Annotated in this window: 16 protein-coding genes and 1 riboswitch; of the genes, 11 read left to right on the top strand and 5 right to left on the bottom strand. The window is 38.5% G+C overall.

Features of this window, described 5'->3' with window-relative positions:
* Positions 1-15 precede the first annotated feature (15 nt).
* Positions 16-223, top strand: a riboswitch (cobalamin riboswitch).
* 96 nt (positions 224-319) lie between these two features.
* The 6 genes from K5G00_RS10015 (at position 320) to K5G00_RS09990 (ending at position 6,152) form a co-directional block, all read left to right on the top strand.
* Positions 320-2,251, top strand: a complete 1,932-nt coding sequence (locus K5G00_RS10015; RefSeq protein WP_238766025.1) for a DUF4465 domain-containing protein — start codon at positions 320-322, stop codon at positions 2,249-2,251.
* A gap of 133 nt (positions 2,252-2,384) precedes the next feature.
* Positions 2,385-2,981 carry an FKBP-type peptidyl-prolyl cis-trans isomerase gene (locus tag K5G00_RS10010; protein WP_238766024.1) on the top strand — a complete coding sequence of 199 codons (597 nt, stop codon included), beginning with the start codon at positions 2,385-2,387 and terminating at the stop codon, positions 2,979-2,981.
* A 217-nt stretch (positions 2,982-3,198) separates the two neighbouring features.
* Positions 3,199-4,272 (top strand): chorismate synthase, encoded by a 1,074-nt coding sequence (gene aroC / locus K5G00_RS10005; protein ID WP_238766023.1) that lies wholly within the window; start codon positions 3,199-3,201, stop codon positions 4,270-4,272.
* 1 nt (position 4,273) lies between these two features.
* Positions 4,274-4,687: a DUF134 domain-containing protein gene (locus tag K5G00_RS10000; protein ID WP_158870710.1), complete on the top strand. Its 414-nt coding sequence runs from the start codon at positions 4,274-4,276 to the stop codon at positions 4,685-4,687.
* Positions 4,688-5,083: 396 nt separating this feature from the next.
* Positions 5,084-5,635 (top strand): PepSY-associated TM helix domain-containing protein, encoded by a 552-nt coding sequence (locus K5G00_RS09995; RefSeq protein WP_238766022.1) that lies wholly within the window; start codon positions 5,084-5,086, stop codon positions 5,633-5,635.
* Positions 5,636-5,654: 19 nt separating this feature from the next.
* Positions 5,655-6,152 (top strand): hypothetical protein, encoded by a 498-nt coding sequence (locus tag K5G00_RS09990; RefSeq protein ID WP_238766021.1) that lies wholly within the window; start codon positions 5,655-5,657, stop codon positions 6,150-6,152.
* A 100-nt stretch (positions 6,153-6,252) separates the two neighbouring features.
* On the opposite strand, the gene K5G00_RS09985 is transcribed toward K5G00_RS09990, so the two are convergent.
* Positions 6,253-7,692 (bottom strand): MATE family efflux transporter, encoded by a 1,440-nt coding sequence (locus K5G00_RS09985; RefSeq protein WP_238766020.1) that lies wholly within the window; start codon positions 7,690-7,692, stop codon positions 6,253-6,255.
* Between the two features lie 225 nt (positions 7,693-7,917).
* Here K5G00_RS09985 and K5G00_RS09980 point away from each other — a divergent pair, with 225 nt between their 5' ends.
* Together K5G00_RS09980 and K5G00_RS09975 are read left to right on the top strand one after the other, a co-directional pair.
* Positions 7,918-8,784, top strand: a complete 867-nt coding sequence (locus K5G00_RS09980; RefSeq protein ID WP_238766019.1) for a hypothetical protein — start codon at positions 7,918-7,920, stop codon at positions 8,782-8,784.
* Between the two features lie 63 nt (positions 8,785-8,847).
* Entirely contained in the window at positions 8,848-9,645 is a 798-nt protein-coding gene (locus tag K5G00_RS09975; protein ID WP_238766018.1) for a glycoside hydrolase family protein, read from the top strand.
* Here the strand turns inward: K5G00_RS09975 and K5G00_RS09970 are convergent.
* The gene (locus K5G00_RS09970; RefSeq protein ID WP_238766017.1) at positions 9,640-10,845 is read right to left on the bottom strand and encodes an L-serine ammonia-lyase; all 1,206 of its coding nucleotides are present in this window, start codon (positions 10,843-10,845) and stop codon (positions 9,640-9,642) included. The genes K5G00_RS09975 and K5G00_RS09970 overlap by 6 nt on opposite strands.
* A gap of 171 nt (positions 10,846-11,016) precedes the next feature.
* Here K5G00_RS09970 and K5G00_RS09965 point away from each other — a divergent pair, with 171 nt between their 5' ends.
* Positions 11,017-12,144, top strand: coding sequence for an aldose epimerase family protein (locus tag K5G00_RS09965; protein ID WP_238766016.1), 1,128 nt, complete (start codon positions 11,017-11,019; stop codon positions 12,142-12,144).
* Between the two features lie 51 nt (positions 12,145-12,195).
* On the opposite strand, the gene K5G00_RS09960 is transcribed toward K5G00_RS09965, so the two are convergent.
* Both K5G00_RS09960 and K5G00_RS09955 read right to left on the bottom strand, forming a co-directional pair.
* A complete protein-coding gene (locus K5G00_RS09960; protein WP_238766015.1) occupies positions 12,196-13,263 on the bottom strand; it encodes a VOC family protein in 1,068 nt (355 codons plus the stop codon).
* Between the two features lie 22 nt (positions 13,264-13,285).
* Positions 13,286-14,080, bottom strand: coding sequence for an SDR family NAD(P)-dependent oxidoreductase (locus K5G00_RS09955; protein ID WP_238766014.1), 795 nt, complete (start codon positions 14,078-14,080; stop codon positions 13,286-13,288).
* A 490-nt stretch (positions 14,081-14,570) separates the two neighbouring features.
* Here K5G00_RS09955 and K5G00_RS09950 point away from each other — a divergent pair, with 490 nt between their 5' ends.
* On the top strand, positions 14,571-15,854 hold the full coding sequence (locus K5G00_RS09950) for a right-handed parallel beta-helix repeat-containing protein (RefSeq protein WP_238766013.1): 1,284 nt from the start codon (positions 14,571-14,573) through the stop codon (positions 15,852-15,854).
* Between the two features lie 43 nt (positions 15,855-15,897).
* On the opposite strand, the gene K5G00_RS09945 is transcribed toward K5G00_RS09950, so the two are convergent.
* Positions 15,898-17,367: a sodium/proline symporter gene (locus tag K5G00_RS09945; protein ID WP_238766012.1), complete on the bottom strand. Its 1,470-nt coding sequence runs from the start codon at positions 17,365-17,367 to the stop codon at positions 15,898-15,900.
* Between the two features lie 170 nt (positions 17,368-17,537).
* Between K5G00_RS09945 and K5G00_RS09940 the strand changes: the two genes are divergently transcribed.
* Complete coding sequence (locus K5G00_RS09940; protein ID WP_238766011.1) at positions 17,538-17,921, top strand: diacylglycerol kinase family protein; 384 nt, start codon at positions 17,538-17,540, stop codon at positions 17,919-17,921.
* Positions 17,922-17,938 lie beyond the last annotated feature (17 nt).

Genomic DNA, 17,938 nt, shown 5'->3' with positions numbered 1-17,938 from the left:
TTAGGAAACTTAGATCTATTTTTATAAAGAATTGGTTCTCTTTGGAGATGAAAAGGGAATCCGGTGACTTGCCAAAATAACCGGCAAGAATTCCGGAGCTGTACCCGCAGCTGTAAGTCTTTCATGTTGGTAGCAACCCTCGCCACTGTTCCGTATTATCGGAGCGGGAAGGCAGCCACCAATTGGGACAAGCCAGAAGACCTGCCATTTAAAACAATATTAAAAGCTTTCGGGACCAAAAGCTTGAGGTAATTTACCTTATAATTTTCCCATGGGTTTTGGTATTGTAAAATGATTTGTTGAACTAAAAAATTTTACAATGAAAAAAATTTACTTTTTTGTAGGGTTTTGGGTTACCCTGTTTTCTGTAAATGCCCAGCAGGTAGCAACTTTCGACGATGTGGTTCTGGAATCCGATTCCTATTGGAATGGAGCAGATGGTTCCGGAGAAATTAAAAGTGGCGGTTTTGTATTTCCAAACGATTATAATGCCGATTGGGGAAGCTGGGCGGGCTTTTCTGTTTCAAACATGAAAGATTCTGTAACAGCCGGCTGGGGAAATCAGTACAGCGCGATAACTGCTTCAGGCCATCAATCTAAGAATTATGCTGTTATTTACGCGTCGGGAGGATTGGATATGGTTTTTGAAAATCCCCTTCAACTAAACGGTTTTTATGTGACCAATTCAACGTACGCGTATCTTTCAATGAAGGATGGAGATGCCTATTCCAAAAAATTTGGGGGAGAAGATGGTAAAGATCCCGATTATTTTAAGTTAACGGTTTCCGCGACTGACATTTTTGGAAATGAAACAGCCGTTGATTTTTATCTTGCTGATTTTACGTCTGATGATTCAGCGAACGATTATATTTTAAAAACCTGGGAATGGCTCGATTTGAGTAGCTTAGGTGTAATTGTTTCTCTCTCTATCGGGTTGGAGTCAAGTGATGTTGGCGACTGGGGAATGAATACTCCGGCCTATTTTTGTATCGATGATTTTAACGGAACCTCACCAGACACACCGGAAATGCTTGCAGAAGCTGATTTTGAAAATCTGGAACTGGGAGCAGAAAGTTTTTATAACGGTTCCGACGAAACCGGGCACTTTACAAGCGGAGGGTTTACATTTCTGAATGATTACAATACAGAGTGGGGCAGCTGGAGTGGTTTTGCAGCGTCAAATATAACTGATAATCAAACCGAAGGATGGAGCAACCAGTACAGTGCTGTGCATGGAAGCGGGGCTCTCGAAACTCCAACATACGCAGTTTCATATGCTTCGATGGACTCTGAAATCAACTTTGAAAAAACAGTTGTTTCCGGATTATATATTACCAATTCAACTTACGCATATTTATCGATGAAAAACGGTGATGCCTATTCAAAAAAATTTGGAGGTGAAAATGGCACTGATCCTGACTGGTTTAAAGTTGACATTTTTGGCATTTCTGAGGCAGGCGACACAACGGGCACAATAGAATACTATCTGGCCGATTTCAGGTCAGAAAACAGCTCTGAAGACTATATTATAAACGATTGGAAATGGCTTGATTTATCATCGCTGGGAGATATTGCAGCGTTAAAATTCAACCTTTCTTCTTCCGATGTTGGTGACTGGGGAATGAATACGCCAGCTTATTTTTGTATCGACCAGTTAAATCACCAGGATTTGGCGCCAGAGATTTTACATCCTGTAGCAACAATTGACGATGCAACTTACCCCGATCATGTTTATTATATTTCACTTGATTCTGTTTTTTCGGATCCCGATAACGACGATTCAGAAATGACTATTCAGCTCGAAACTATTGACAATCAGGATTTGCTTATTGGAGCCATCGTTCAGGGCGGAACACCAGATGCGCAGGAAACCTTACTTTCATTAAATATTACTGAAAACATGACGGGTACTGCCAACATTACAATTTCGGCCACTTCAAACGGAAAAAAAGTTTACCACACTTTTGAAATGTATGTTTCAGTTCCGGTTTCATCTGATTTTATTTCTGAAAATGGCGAAGAAATAAAAGTATATCCTAATCCTGTTGAATCAGATTTCAGTATTGAGCTTCCTTCGAATGCCGAACAGGTTGTTTTATATGATATTTCGGGAAAAATTATTTATAGGAATACAACAATCTTAAATCAAAATTTAAAGATTTCAGCTTTGCAAAATTCACCGGCCGGAATTTATTTTCTGAAAGTAAAATCAAATTCAGAATATAGAACTGAGAAAGTTGTAAAATTGTAACAATATTACGTTCTTTGAACAAAAAGCGACATAAAATACTTATTTGTTAATAATGACATAAAAAGACAGTTTTGTATTTTGTTCATTGATTTAAAAAGTGTTTATTTGCAATAAAGTTTAAAAGATCATTTATATGTTAGAAGTTGAAAAACAATCCATAGAAGTTGGTAAATATTCGATGGTTACGTTAACGTACGATTTACGAATCGACGACGAGAAGGGAGAGGTAATTGAGCAGGCAACAGAAGCGCAACCATTACAATTTTTATATGGTGCCGGAGTTATGCTGCCAAAGTTTGAGTCACACCTCGCTGGTTTGACTGAGGGAGAACCATTTACAATTAAGCTGAAAAAAAACGATGCTTACGGTGAAGTAAACGAGGATGCTGTTGTGGAGTTGCCCAAACAGGTTTTTTTAGTGGATGGTAACTTTGACTCAGAATTGATTAAAGAGGGAAATATGGTTCCCATGATGAGCAGTAATGGCCAGCGCTTGAACGGTCTTGTGCTTGAAGTAAATGATGATACTGTTAAAATGGACTTTAACCACCCGCTTGCCGGAGAAGATTTACATTTTAGCGGGAAAGTTTTGGAAGTAAGAGAAGCGTCAGAAGAAGAGCTTTCTCAGGTACTTTCAGGAGGCGGTTGCGGATGTGGAAGCGGCGGTTGCGGAACGGAAGATTCATGCAGCTCTGACCATTCTAATGGTGGATGTGGTTGTGGCTGTTAATAAGATATTTTGATTATTAGTTCAATTTATTTAACATTAACCTCGTTTTCTTGTTGAACCAGGAAACGAGGTTTTTGTTTTAATATTCTGGAACAACTTTTTTATAACCCATAAGTTGAAAGGAGTTACCGGAAAATACGCGGTTCTGCATGAAAATTGTATCCTTAGGGTTTTATACAAAAAGCTGTGAACAGAAGTTTTTAATTAACTTTGATAAGTGAATACATTTGGAAAAATTTTTCGGTTAACATCTTTTGGCGAGTCGCACGGAAGAGGGATTGGTGGTATAATTGACGGGTGTCCTGCAGGACTGGACCTGAATATTGATTTAATTCAAAAAGACCTTGCCCGCAGAAAACCTGGGCAGTCTAAAATTACTACCCAACGCAAAGAGGCTGATCAGGTTGAATTTTTTTCAGGAGTTTTTGAAGGAAAAACACAGGGAACTCCCATTGCTTTTGCCATTTGGAATAAAGACCAGCACTCAAAAGATTATAACGATTTAAAGGATATATATCGTCCGTCGCACGCCGATTATACCTATACAAAAAAATACGGTACGCGTGATCATCGCGGAGGAGGCCGTTCTTCTGCCCGTGAAACGATTGCCCGTGTAGTAGCCGGCGCAATTGCCAAACAAATTCTTGCAAGCCGGGGAATATCGATTCAGGCTTTTGTATCGCAGGTTGGAGAAATTCAGCTAAAAAAATCGTATACTGAAATTGATTTGTCAAAAACAGATGATAATATAGTTCGTTGCCCCGATTCTGAAACAGCAGAAAAAATGATAACAAGAATCGAGGCTGCTGCAAAAGATCGTGATACAGTTGGCGGTGTAATTACCGGTGTTGCAAAAGGTGTTCCGGCAGGGTGGGGCGAGCCTGTTTTTAACAAACTTCACGCCGACCTGGGTTTTGCTATGTTGGGAATAAATGCCGTTAAGGGTTTTGAATATGGTTCCGGCTTTGAAGGAACAAAACTCAGTGGCTCGCAGCACAACGATGTTTTTATAAAAACAGCGGACGGTGTGCGAACAAAAACAAACAATTCAGGAGGAATTCAGGGAGGAATTTCAAATGGAGAAGATGTTTATTTCCGGGTTGCTTTTAAACCCATTGCAACATTGTTAAAAGAGCAAAAAACAGTTGACAAGAGCAACAATGAAATTACGATAAATCCGAAAGGAAGACATGACCCGTGTGTATTGCCACGTGCAGTACCCATTGTGGAAGCTATGGCAGCTATGGTTTTAGCAGATCATTTTTTATTGAGCAAACTTAACACTATTTAATATGCCTAGAAGAAAACGTAACAGAAGGATTCAGGTACCCCCTGTGATTAAGGGAATGTCGGTTTTTGGTGTTCGGGGAAGAAAATCAAACGAAGTTCATCTTCTTCTGGAAGAATATGAAGCGATTCGTTTACTCGATTACCAGAATCTTACGCAGGAAGAGGCGGCGGTTCATATGGACATTTCGAGGCCAACATTAACGCGTATTTATGAAGAGGCACGAAATAAAGTGGCTACTGCGTTTGTGGAAGGAAGAGACATAATTTTCAGAGGTGGTGATATTTATTTTGATAAAAACTGGTTTAAATGTAACTCCTGCCAGGCCAGTTTTAATCATTATGCCGAAGAGGGAGTTAGTTGCCCCGTTTGCAGCTCTGAAGATGTTATTTCATTAAATGAATATTATACTTCCTGAATTTGCATGAGTATATAAAAAAACCACCGGCTCAATAGCCGGTGGCACCCAATTAAGTTGTGATAAAACCAGAGCCCTAGTATACTAGGAATATACAAGTTATGAAAATACCAGCACTTTGTCAATATTGTAAGGTGTTAATTTCCAGTATAATTCCATTTTGTTTTTAACAATAGTAACTTGACATATGCTTTTTTTAACAATATGTTAGTGCCAATGATTATTGTGCTACCTTTTTGAAATTTATACAAGATGTTAAAACAGGCTACTTTAGCTAAACCGATTTACTTTATTTTTTGAATTTTATACAACTATATTTATCAATAATAATATTTAATCCTTTTCCCTTAGGTTTTTGCAAATAGTAATATATTCGCAACAAAAAAATTCTTCCAAATGAAAATTAGAAGATTATTGCGCATTTTACATCGTGATTTTGGTTATTTTATTGTAGCAATGACAGTGGTGTATGGTTTATCAGGCATATTTTTAAATCACAGGCATGATTTTAATCCTGATTACAAAATATTTATTACCGATTTTCAAATCACCGGAAATTTGAACGCCGATGCGAGCGCTGATGAAATCAAGTCGGTTTTAGAATCACTCGACAGAAAGGTGGTCTACAAAAAGCATTATCTGAACAACCAGAGAATGATAAAGATTTTTATAGAAAATGGTGAAATTGTAATTAATCCGGAAAAAGGGAAGGGTACTATGCACTATTTGCAGAAACGTCCGGTAATATTCGAAATGAATAAATTGCATAAGGCATCTATTGGAACACTCTGGAAGTGGGTAAGTGATATTATGGCAACAGTTTTAATTTTTGTAGCTGTTTCCGGCTTATTCCTATTGAAGGGGAAAAGAGGTTTTAGTCGCTGGGGATGGTGGTTAACAATTGCTGGAATTGTTGTACCTTTGTTTTTTGTAATTGTGTACATGTAAACCTTAAAATTATACGTAAATGAGAAAATTAGCATTATTTAGTTTATTTGCCCTGTTTCTTTTTAGTTGTGGAAACAGCCCGAAAAATCAGGAGCAAACAACAACTGCAGCTCCGGAAGTTGAAGCAGTTGTTTATTCCGTTGATGATTTATATAAAAATGCCACTGATGTTGTTGATAAAGAAGTGGTTGTAAAAGGAACAGTTATGCATGTTTGTCAGCACGGGGGACAACGTTGTTTTCTGATGGGAAGTAACGAAGAAATCAACATCAGAATCGAGGCCGGAGAAAAAATCGGGGCTTTCAGTCAGGAGCAAATGGGAAGCGAACTTGAAATTGTTGGCGTATTGAAAGAAGTTAAAACGGAAGCTGATGCACATAATCCGGGCGAACATGAAGCTGATTCAGAAGCAGAAGAAAATGCTGAAGTGGCACAGGCGCACAAAATTATAGCCGAGTCTCAGGATAAAGCTGAAATTGTCTATTTTATTGAAGGCGTTAAAGTAAAAGAGCTTTAAAAACAGAGCACTTAAGAATATTTAAAAAAAGCCGGTTTTTACAGCCGGCTTTTTTTATCCCCTGTCCGAAGAAAATAAACAATATGATTTGGTTAAACACCTATACTTCTCTCAATTTCCATTTGCCTTTTCTGAACATAAAAAGGGCGATTAAAGCCAGCAGTGTTTCCGCAGCAACAATGGAAATACTGGCTCCGGTTAATCCCATTTTCATAACAATAGCCAGAAAATAAGCCAATGGAATTTCAAACAGCCAGAAGCTTATCAGATTTATCCGGGTAGGTGTGTTGGTATCTCCGCTACCGTTAAATCCTTGTACCAGAACCATTCCCAGTGCATAAAAGAGAAATCCGAAACTGATGATTCGCAATGCCATTGTACCATTTTGAACAACAGCCGCATCTGCGATAAACAGACGAATAAAAAACTCGGGGAAAGCTGCAAGGAATACTCCCAAACTGCCCATAAAAATCATGTTTATATAGCCGGTGATCCACACCGAACGTTCAGCTCTTTCCGGTTGTTTCGCTCCCAGATTCTGGCCTACCAGTGTCGACGCTGCATTACTTAACCCCCAGGCCGGCAACAGTGCAAAAATAATTATGCGGATGGCAATGGTATAGCCCGCAAGTGCTTCCGGGCCCGAAACTGCAATGATACGAACCAGTAAAATCCAGCTCGATGTTGCTATTAAGTTCTGTAATATTCCGCCTCCGGAGATTCTGATAAGTTTTGCCATCACATTTGCCCGTATTTTTAAACTGTGCCAATACAAACGGATACGATGGCTTCCCCTAAACAGCAAATAAAACTGATAGATAACGGCCAAACCTCTTCCTATTGTTGTTGCCACTGCTGCACCTGCCAATCCAAGTTCAGGGAATGGCCCGTAACCAAATATTAACAGCGGGTCGAGAATAATATTTACAATATTGGCAAACCACATTACGCGCATCGAAATTGCCGCATCGCCGGAACTCCGGAACACTGCGTTTATAATAAAAAGCAGCATGATTACCATATTGCTTCCGAACATAATTGCCGGGAACATGTATCCTTCGTCAGCCATGCTGTCGGTAGCTCCCATTAATTTTAAAAACTCACCGGCAAACAAAATGCCTGGTATGGCAATACAAACTGAAATAATAACACCAACCATTATTGCCTGAAAAGCAACAACTCCTGCCTGCTTTTTGTTTTTTTCTCCAATCCGTCTCGAAACAAGTGCAGTTGTAGCCAAACTCAATCCCATTCCAATGGCATAAACTACTGTCATTGCCGATTCTGTAATTCCAACGGTTGCCACGGCATCGGCGCCGAGTTTTGAAACAAAGAAAATATCAACAACTGCAAAAACCGACTCCATTATCATTTCCAAAACCATTGGCACAGCAAGGATAAAAATGGCTTGTCCAAGGCTGGTTTCGGTAAAATCGCGTTCGGTTCCTGATATGGCTTCTTTTATATCCTGCCATATCACTTTAAAATTTAACTTTTTAAATCTCGTTAAAGACAAAACTTTTATTTTTTTGCCTGACATGATATGTGAAAATTATGAAAAAAGGTGAATAAACTACTTAAAAAATCTCTCTGAACTGCTCTAGCACGGCAGCGTGGACATGACGGAAATGAAAATAGAGAGTTTCATTGTAGCTTTTTTTAATTAGTAATGGTGCAAATATATGGAATTATTTTTTTGTAATTTTAGTTGTTCATTAAAAAATGGGAAATACAGCAAAACTTTTTATTCAGATGTGATACCAAAATGAATAAATTTATACAAATAAGATTTATTATCCTGACATTGTGGGTTTCTCTTTTTGTGCCGACGGCGCAGGCACAGGTTAAAATTTCAGAAATTACATTTCAAAAACGGTTACATTACAAAGTGGAAATATCAAATGCTACTTTTCTTATTGATAAATATTCTGGAGGGATTTCATCGCTAACTGACAAACAAGGGAAAGATTGGATTCAGTGGAAAAGATTAGCTGAAGAAAAATATCCTGAATCAGCGGCGGGTGATTTCAGGGGAATGCCAAATTTTGTTTACGGAGGCGATGATAACGGAACCGGCCATCCCGGATATGAAAAGGTAATGTGTTTTAACGATGGAGAAAACCGGATTCGCATAAAAAGTATGAGTGGAAAATGGGAATGGCAATATGAGTTTTTTCAAAAGTATATGAAAATCCAGGTTTTAAGTACTCCAGCCTCCGAACGAAATTATTGGTTCCTATATGAAGGCGTCCCGGGAGGAGAGTTTAATCCAGAACAACAATATTGGGGAACACAAAAGGGATTAAAAACATCAATGCCTGATTATTTAAAGGGCGAAGAAGAATATGGAAAATGGGATTGGGTTTTCTTTGGGCATCAGAATTTCAATAGAGTTCTGTTTTTGGTACAAAAAAGAGCAGACAAGAATTCTGACACTTTTGGTTTTTTAGGCGACTCGGAAAGCGGATTGCAATCGGAAGATGGTATGGTTGTTTTTGGTTTCGGAAGAGGAAGAAATGCTACTCCGTTGCTTAATTCAAATCAAATATTTTATGTAGGTTTTTACGAAAAGCTTGTTGACAGTGATTCTTTTTCCAAACTGGCTTCGTATATTCAAAAAACAATTTTTTAAACCCGGATGAACCGATTCAGTAGAATAACGTTACTAATGCTGAAACAGAACAATTGAGTTGTCATGAATCGATTTTTGTATTTATCCGTTATTTTTTTTCTCCTTTCGTGTGGTAGAGAAAATCGTTTTCCTGAGCCGGTTTCTGAAAAGGTAACTTTAGATCAGGTGAAAATATCCGGGCAGTTAGCGTTATCCAATAGAGATTCTAATTTAACTTTCGAAGAATATGCGGGATCCGGCGAATATTTGAGAGAATTGAACCGGTTTCAGGAAATGTATCTTTCCAAAGATTCAAATTTTAACCTCAAAAATTTTGAAAAAGCCTGGAACGAAGTTGCTGCAAACATGAATCATTCAAAATTAAATTTGAATGATGCGGTTTTGTGGTTTAAAATAAACGGAACTTTGATGGAAATTACGGGCAAAGCAAAATATGCAGAAGAAATGGAGAATATCGTTCTTAACGGTTTTAAAACAAATACAGAAGACGAATCCGAAGAAATTGAAAACTTAGTAGCTTCATACATATTTACAAAAAATGTAGACCACGTTCATATCAATCTTTTTGTTCCGGCTGAACTTCAATATGAACACACACTACACGGCAAAGTAAAAATAAAACAAGAAACCAACTTCCCTGATTCAGGGGATATTTCCGTAAGTTTTAGTATGGAAAAAAACCGGTATATTGAAGTTTTTGTTCTAATTCCAAGCTGGGCCGACGGAGCGACAGTCACTGTTGAAGGTGTTAAATATACTGCTCCTGCGGGGGATTATGCATTTATTGCCAAAAAATGGCATGAAGGCGACAAAATAAAAATTCATTTTCCCAATAAAAACCAAAATTTTGCCGAATTATGACTTTGGCGAAGCGCTCCAGCGTGCCAGTCCTCCCAAAGAAGTCTCACGATAATTGCTCTGTAAATCTATTCCGGTCGTATACATGGTCTCAACCACCTCGTCAAAACTAATACGATGGCGGCCATCTGACATTAATGCATAGGTATTGTGTGAAACTGCACGTTCGGCAGCAAACGCATTTCTTTCAATACAAGGAATCTGAACAAGTCCGGCAACAGGATCGCAGGTCAGTCCCAGGTGATGTTCCAGTCCCATTTCAGCCGAATATTCAATTTGATAGATTGTTCCTCCCATCAATTGTGTAGCTGCTGCCGATGCCATTGCACAGGCTGTTCCGACTTCTCCCTGGCAACCAACTTCAGCGCCTGAGATTGACGCGTTGGTTTTAACCAGGTTACCAAATAAACCAGCAGTAGCCAAAGCTCTTAATATGGCCTTTTTTTCAATTTTATATACTTTTTTGAAATATTTCAGAACAGCAGGGAGCACACCACTTCCGCCACAGGTTGGCGCCGCCACTATTTTACCGCCCGAGGCATTTTCTTCAGAAACCGCCAAAGCATAGGAAAACAGTTGCGACCTTCGTTTAAAAGGAGTAGCAAAATTTTGCCCTTTTAAATAAAACGACTGCGCTTTTCGGGGAAGTTTTAAAACACCAGGAAGAACACCATCTTTTTCAAGACCATTTTTTATACTCGATTCCATTACATCCCACACTTCTTCCAAAAACGACCAGATTTCTTCACCTTCATATTCGATTACATACTCCCAAAACTGTTTTCCGTTGGAATTACACCATTTTAGGATTTCATCCATATTTTTGTGTGGGTATATTTCCTTTGTTTCCGTTTCTGAAAAATCATCGATTATGGCACCACCTCCGATGCTGTATGCAGTCCATTCATCTAACAATGTACTCTCTTCGTTAAAAGCCGCAAATTTTAACGCATTCGGATGTTTGGGTAAAAATACTTTGGGTTCCCAAAGTATTTCAAAATTTTCGTTTTTAAAGGTCTCCTGGATGACTTTATCTGTTAAATGGCCTTTCCCGGTGGCAGCCAAACTTCCGAAAAGTGTAATTGCAAAACGACTGGCGCCTGAATTTTTCTGTAAAAATTGTTCAGCCGCTTTTTTCGGCCCCATAGTATGACTGCTTGAAGGACCATGACCTATTTTGTATATTTCCCGAATCGATTCCATATTTCAATTTTAAAACACAAATCAATAACATTCCCGCGAAACAATCAAAGATTTATGCTAAATGTATGTTTAATTAACGTTTTTAATAAGAATGAAAAAATGATCTTTTTTTGAAATTATCCGGCTATTTCACGCTATTTTGTATTTTTAATCCAAAATTTTTTAATGATTATGAAAAACCTAAGCCTGATATTATTAATTGCCTTTTTTGCAGCCTGTAATTCTTCAGAACAAAAAAGTATTGAAATGCCTTACAAAAAATCTGATTTTGAAAGTATTATTGACGGAAAAACAACTCGTGCTTTCACAATGGAAAATGACAATGGAATGGTGGTTGTGTTAACCAACTATGGTGCTAAAATTGTATCGATTTATGTGCCCGATAAAAACGGAAATTATGCTGATGTTATGCTGGGTTTTAAATCGGTAGATGATTACCAACAGTATGGAGCCAGTCATGGAGCGGTGGTTGGTCCGTTCGCGAACCGAATTGCAAATGCGCAATTTACCATCGAAGACGAAACGTATCATTTCCCTGTAAACAATGGAGAAGCGTGTTTGCACTCTGGCCCCGATAGCTGGTATCGCAAAGTATGGGATTATGAAAAAAACGGGAACATTACAGTTTTTAGTCTTGAAAGTCCTGATGGTGAATTTGGCTTTCCCGGTAACAAAAAAGTAAGTGTGACCTATACGTTGACCGACGACAATGAGCTTAAAATAGATTACAAGTTAACCACAGACAAAGCTTGCCATTTTAATTTAACCAACCACAGTTATTTTAATTTACGAGGTGAAGGGAACGGCGATATTCTTGATCATGTTTTGGTTATTAATGCCAATCAATCAACACCGGTTGCTGATGCCGGAATGATACCAACCGGCGAGATTGTTGATATTCGCGGAACAGCACTTGATTTTACAACACCGCATGTTATTGGAGAGCGAATTGACGCCGACAATGAAATGCTAAAATATGGTTCAGGTTACGATTTTAACTATGTAATCAACAAAGAGGATGGCGAGCTTGCTTTTGCTGCCAGTGCTTTTGAACCGGAAAGTGGGAGATATATGGAAGTGTTTACTACAGAACCGGGAGTTCAACTTTATACAGGCAATCATCTGAAAGGGACTGAAATTGGCAAAAGTGGTGTTGCTTATACAAAACGTACTGGTTTTTGTCTGGAAACTCAACATTTTCCCGATAGCCCGAATCAACCTGACTTTCCTTCTACTTTGTTACAACCAGGAGAGGAGTTGAATTCTACAACGATTTACAAATTCTCGGTAAAGGAATAGAAAAAATATAAAAATAGATTGTAAAGTCCGGAATGATTTCTACCGGACTTTTTATTTTTTCACACGTTTAAAGCGAAACAATTTTAACATCCAATTGGGTAGGGGATGGTTTCCTCTTTTTCTGAAATCGAGATACCAGTTCAGCTTTTTCATAAGAGGGATTCTATGGGTTTCCACAAATTCAATCAGCGTTCCTTCCGGCGCCTGAATATAGGCAAAATTGCCTGCTGCTTCACCCATATCAAAAGACTCCAGAGCTTTTGCACTGTCAACGGTAAACGGATGTCCCATTCCCTTTACTTTTTCTCTGAATGCGTCCATTCCGTTTATGTCAAAACAAAGATGAATAAAACCCGGGTCTCCCCATATTCTTCCTTCATAAATATCTTTTGGTTCCCGTTCAATAGCCTGTACTAATTCAATAACCGATTGGCCAAAAAACGGACTAAAAGCACCACTTTTGACATCAGAATGTTTTAACAATACTCTTCTGAATTTTTTATCTCCACCTTTAATACCCTTAAAATCTTCGAAAACCCCGGTTTTATCATAAACAACTTTGTCGTACTGTAGAATATCCTGGTAAACGGGAAGACTTTCTTCCATATCTTTCACACCGATAACAGCGCCCAAAACTCCTCCGCTAACCGATTTCTCTTTTTTTCTGAAGACTTCCTTTTGATTTTTTATTTCCCACATATTGCCATAAATGTCTTTCATGTAGAAATGATCATTGCCTGCAGGATCTTTTTTTATTTTGGTAAGTAAATCCAAACCTTCGTCGGAAAACTTCTTGTAAGCGGATTTTACACTGTCAGTTTTTATCTTCCCCACATTAATGCCCAAATCCCCCAGCTGTATTTCAAAATCGGCAGTTTTAGGTTTTTTCCCTTTATGCTGCCAAATTTCAAAACCTCCGCCACCTCTCATATTAAGCGCAAGAACAGCATGTCTGGCTCTTGGTTTACCATCGGTATGGGCCAGCATTAACTCCGCCACCGCTTCGTCTTCAAACATTCGTATGTCCATCGAAAAATGTTCTCTGTACCACTTCCAGGCTTCGTGAACATCTTCAACTCCAACCCCCAACTGTTGTATTCCGTTAATTTTTACTACCATGTTTTACTTTCTTAAAATCGTATTACAAAGGTTTTACTCTTGACGACAACCTGTAATATAAAACTGGAAGGAATCTCCTTATATGAACCATAATTATTTCTTTTCCTCCCACCAGTATTTCTTTTTTCTCGCGTTTCAATTTCTTGCAGATAATTTTAGCTGATTTCTCTGCCGACATTCCTTTATTCTGCCCGTCATCCATTGTTGCGTGTGTTTTTCCCTCTTTATTTATGGCATTTACTGAAATGTTTGTTTTTATGCGTCCCGGAATAATGATTGAAACCTTTATGTTATTTTGCACATTTTCGGCGCGCAAACTTTCAAAAAAACCATGTAAAGCATGTTTCGACGCCGAATAGGAAGAACGATACGGAAACCCAAATTTTCCTACGATACTTGAGGTAACCGCAAGATGTCCTCCTCCGCTTTGAATCATTTTAGGAAGAATGGCTTTGGTAAGCGCGATCGTCCCAAAATAATTGACTTCAAATATTCTACGATCTACAAACAAAGGGGTTTCACTTACAAAAGAACGTTGACTGATTCCGCCGAAATGGTAAAGTGCATCGATATTAATATCTTTAGAAAACACTTTATTTACTGCCTCTTCAACCGACTTTTCGTCGCCTAAATCGAAAGGTAAAACAGTCGTTTCACTACCGTTTTGTTTACAAACAAGTGCGACATTTTCAAGCTCCTCCTTATTTCTTCCAGAGAGAATAAGATGTGATTTTTCCTTCGAAATTTTTAAAGCAATAGCCTTTCCAATTCCAGAGGATGCCCCGGTTATCCAAATAGTTTTTTTATTAAATTGCATTGTATAAAATCAGCGCGTACGAAGATAATATAATATTTTTTTGAACCATGACGATTTTAGTTTAAGAAACGTTAAAGGGCTTTACTTGAATTAAACTTTACCATTTGCCTTATTTTGTCTCCATCTTTTTGAAGCATTTTCCAGGCATTTTTTTCATTTCTATATCGATTTAATTTTTCCGATTTCCAATTTTTTAGTTCGTTTTTAACTCTTTACCCAACGGGAATGGCAAGAATAGAAAGAGAACTTAAACTTTTGAAAAGTACTCGAAACAGGGTTTACACTCTATTGAATGATTTTCGTCTCAGGGCCTATGTTTTCAGATATTCCGCAATTGTATCTATCATTTTTTCATCGAGTAAAATTATAGTTTTTGTATTAACACTTGTTTTTAGCTAATTAAACATTTATCTTCCGTTACGGTTTAACTTTTACAAATTTGTAAAAACTAACCAATAATTTTAAACCAGCTTACTAGAACCTTTTAAAAATGAAAACAATATTTTTCCTGTCGCTTTTTAGTTTTTCTTTGGTTGTAACAGCCTGGGCTCAATCTCCTCAAGCGGATGCCCTGGTAACCCCAAAAATTGCCGGTCGTGAAATAACTGTCGGAGGAAAAGATGCTGATGTTCAGGGATTCAACAATCAATCCATTCAGTTCGCTGTTGACTATGTAGCTAAAACCGGAGGAGTGGTAAAACTTGCTTCCGGCACGTATAATATTGTTGCACCGGTGCGGTTAAAGTCGAATGTAAAACTTACCGGTTCCGGAAAGGAGACGATTTTAAAAAGAGCAGAAGGTGTGCAAACAAACTTCACGGTTGATGCCGATTATGGAGAATTAAAAATTACAGTAGAAAATGCAGATGATTTTGAAGTTGGAATGAAAGTTCAGGTTACTGATGCAGACAACAGCAGTTGCTGGAACGTATCAACGGCATATATTACAGACATTGTTGACAATGTGATATATATCGATAAAGGACTGATTCGCGACTATCGATCTGACAAGAACGGATTGGTTTCCAATGCTTCGTCGGTTATTGAGGTGTTAGATGCAGAAAATGCAGAAATATCAAACTTAACAGCTGATGGAAACCGTGATGAAAACTTTTTTGCCGATGGTTGCAATAGCGCCGGAATCCTTATTTTGAGATCTCAAAAGATAACAGTTGACAATGTGCATGTTAAAGATTTTAACGGAGAAGGAATAAGTTGGCAGATCACTGAAAATATTACCATAAAAAACAGCGAAATTTCGGGAAGTGGAAATACGGGGCTGCATCCCGGAACCGGGTCTCCGTTTTCGGTAATTGCTAATAACGATGTACATAATAACGATCAGGATGGACTATTTATTTGTTGGCGGGTTTATCAAAGTAAGGTCACAGGCAATCAATTTCATAGTAACGGACGCTTTGGCATTTGCACCGGGCACAAAGATGTCGACGTCCTTTTTGAAAATAATCATATTTTCGACAACAAAAGCGATGGTGTTCATTTGCGCGGCGAACGGGAAGCCAATGCACCGCACCGAAATACTTTTGTAAAAAACATAATTGAAAACAACGGAATAAATGGTGGCGGTTATGGATTTTCAGTCAATTCTCCGGCCAAAGATTTGGTATTGAAAAAAAATTCGTTTAAGAATTCTGCCGGAACTCAAAAGGCTGCTATTTACATACATCCCGATGGACTTCAGCCTAAACTTATTGACAATAATTTTGACAAGCATGAACTGGGTGAAATGGTTTCTGCTAAAAAATCAGAATAGAATTATCGAATTCCAGTTGATATAAGATTTGATGTAAAGACTGTTATTTCGTTGAAATTTGACTAGCATTTCTGGGGGCTTTTTCTGGCACAAGCAAACTGAACAAAATAGCCATAAAAAGCGCCAACAGATAGCTTGCCAAACGCTCGGAAACTCCTGTTGGATCAGCAAGCCAGGTTTTCCAAATCACTGCCGATAACGTGCCCGTAATCAGGCTGGCAAAAACACCTGCCCGCGAAAACTTTTTCCAAAAAATAAGCAAAACAATCGCAGGTCCGAATGAAGCACCAATTCCGCTCCATGCATACGAAACCAATCCGTAAACCGTATCCTCCATGGTAATTGCCAACAGAAAACCAACCAGTCCAACAACAAGAGTCAAGATCTTATTTAACGCCAGCATTCTTTTTTCTTCAATTTTCCGCCGGGTTACATGGAGATAAAAATCTTCGGTCATCGACGAGGAAACCACCATCAATTGTGAAGAAGCGGTTGACATCATAGCAGACACAGCGCCTGAAAGTAAAATCCCGGCTAAAATCGGGTTTAACAAGGTCATGACCATCGCCGGCAGAATTTTCTCTGCATCGTTGGCAACACTCGATGCAGCATCACCCAAAGCGCCTGCCACAACTAACTTATAACCGATAATTCCAATCATAAAAGCACCGATATAAGCCAGAAGTGTCCAGATAACAGCAAGCCAGCGACTCTGGCGAGTTTCCTTTTTATTGCGCATTGCCATCATTCGGGTGAGTAGTTGCGGTTGTCCGGTATAACCAAATGCCCAGCTCAATCCGTTTACAATCAGTAATCCACCTGTAGCTTGTTTTACAGAGGTGCTGTTCAGCGGAACAAAATAATCGGCATTAGCCATCGCCTCAGCGATACTGATGTTATAAGTGGCGGCAATTCCTAAAGCAACAATGGGAAGCACAACACAGGTTACCACCATCAACACAGCCTGAAAAGCGTCCGTAGCAACGACGGTAATAAATCCGCCCAGCATTGTATAAACTGTTACCAGAGCCGAACCAATAACCATCCCCCAGAAAGGGTCTATGTTAAAGGTGTCGTTAAATATTTTACCCGCTCCACTAAATTGAGCTGCAATATAGAGCACAAAAAAGAAAATGATAATTAGCGACGACAAAATTCCAAAACTGCGTTGAGTTCCTTTAAATTTTTTAGAAAAAAGTCCGGGAACAGTTAGTGCCCCTGTTTCAGCCGTTAGTTTTTGCAAAGGCTCAGCCAAAAATGTCCACAAAAAAAGAATGCCCGAAACGCATCCAATTGCAATCCAAATGGCTGCCATCCCTTCAGAATAGGCAATTCCGGTCAATCCCAGCAGCAACCAGGCCGATTCGCCGGTTGCACGCTCAGACAATGCCAGTGAAAAACCTGAGATTTTTTTTCCACCTAAAACGAAGTCGTCATTGGTTTTTGAACGGCGTGCTGAATAAGCAACAATTCCGATTAATACAATAATATAGGCTACAAAAACGATGATCATGGATTGATAATTTGTTTGAAAGCGGATAAAGATAAAAAAGAATTAGGAAAAGTGGGAGATCAGAACGGATACCAGGGATTTTAATACCGAATAAATTGTTACGCGCTGTATTTGACATGATTATTCATTATTATTCTTTTACATTTGTGTTTATAAAAAATAACCTCAAAATGAAAAATCATAAAAAGTTTTCCTTTCCCGGGCGAATCCAAAGTTTTGTTTATGCATTTCGCGGTTTGAAAATTTTTGCAAAAGAGGAACACAATTTCCGCATTCATCTGCTGGCAACTATTTTAGTTATTGTCTCGGGACTTTTTGCACAGTTATCTTGTTTTGAGTGGCTGGCGCTTATTTTTGCGATAGCTTTTGTGATTATTACTGAAATTCTGAACACGGCAGTAGAAAACCTTGCCGATTTTGTTTCTCCCGGTCAAAATGAAAAAATTGGAAAAGTAAAAGATATTGCAGCTGCAGCTGTTTTAGTCGCCGCTATTGTTGCAGTAACTACAGGCGGCTTTATATTTTTACCCCGGTTCAGTTTATTATTTTCATAAAACATGTGTTAATCGAA

Origin of the sequence: Maribellus maritimus, from assembly GCF_022267315.1 — a bacterium.
Classification (GTDB): domain Bacteria; phylum Bacteroidota; class Bacteroidia; order Bacteroidales; family Prolixibacteraceae; genus Draconibacterium; species Draconibacterium maritimum.
The sequence above is the reverse complement of the archived record's forward strand: the minus strand, read 5'-3'. Positions and strand labels throughout refer to the sequence as shown.

Bases quoted from the DNA above. Each gene is read 5' to 3' on its own strand.
- K5G00_RS09940 (WP_238766011.1), top strand. From the start codon at position 17,538: ATGAAAAATCATAAAAAGTTTTCCTTTCCCGGGCGAATCCAAAGTTTT.
- K5G00_RS09965 (WP_238766016.1), top strand. From the start codon at position 11,017: ATGAAAAACCTAAGCCTGATATTATTAATTGCCTTTTTTGCAGCCTGT.
- K5G00_RS09960 (WP_238766015.1), bottom strand. From the start codon at position 13,263: ATGGTAGTAAAAATTAACGGAATACAACAGTTGGGGGTTGGAGTTGAA.
- K5G00_RS09955 (WP_238766014.1), bottom strand. From the start codon at position 14,080: ATGCAATTTAATAAAAAAACTATTTGGATAACCGGGGCATCCTCTGGA.
- K5G00_RS09990 (WP_238766021.1), top strand. From the start codon at position 5,655: ATGAGAAAATTAGCATTATTTAGTTTATTTGCCCTGTTTCTTTTTAGT.
- K5G00_RS10010 (WP_238766024.1), top strand. From the start codon at position 2,385: ATGTTAGAAGTTGAAAAACAATCCATAGAAGTTGGTAAATATTCGATG.
- K5G00_RS10000 (WP_158870710.1), top strand. From the start codon at position 4,274: ATGCCTAGAAGAAAACGTAACAGAAGGATTCAGGTACCCCCTGTGATT.
- K5G00_RS09985 (WP_238766020.1), bottom strand. From the start codon at position 7,692: ATGTCAGGCAAAAAAATAAAAGTTTTGTCTTTAACGAGATTTAAAAAG.
- K5G00_RS09975 (WP_238766018.1), top strand. From the start codon at position 8,848: ATGAATCGATTTTTGTATTTATCCGTTATTTTTTTTCTCCTTTCGTGT.
- K5G00_RS09980 (WP_238766019.1), top strand. From the start codon at position 7,918: ATGAATAAATTTATACAAATAAGATTTATTATCCTGACATTGTGGGTT.
- K5G00_RS09945 (WP_238766012.1), bottom strand. From the start codon at position 17,367: ATGATCATCGTTTTTGTAGCCTATATTATTGTATTAATCGGAATTGTT.
- K5G00_RS09995 (WP_238766022.1), top strand. From the start codon at position 5,084: ATGAAAATTAGAAGATTATTGCGCATTTTACATCGTGATTTTGGTTAT.
- K5G00_RS09970 (WP_238766017.1), bottom strand. From the start codon at position 10,845: ATGGAATCGATTCGGGAAATATACAAAATAGGTCATGGTCCTTCAAGC.
- K5G00_RS09950 (WP_238766013.1), top strand. From the start codon at position 14,571: ATGAAAACAATATTTTTCCTGTCGCTTTTTAGTTTTTCTTTGGTTGTA.
- K5G00_RS10015 (WP_238766025.1), top strand. From the start codon at position 320: ATGAAAAAAATTTACTTTTTTGTAGGGTTTTGGGTTACCCTGTTTTCT.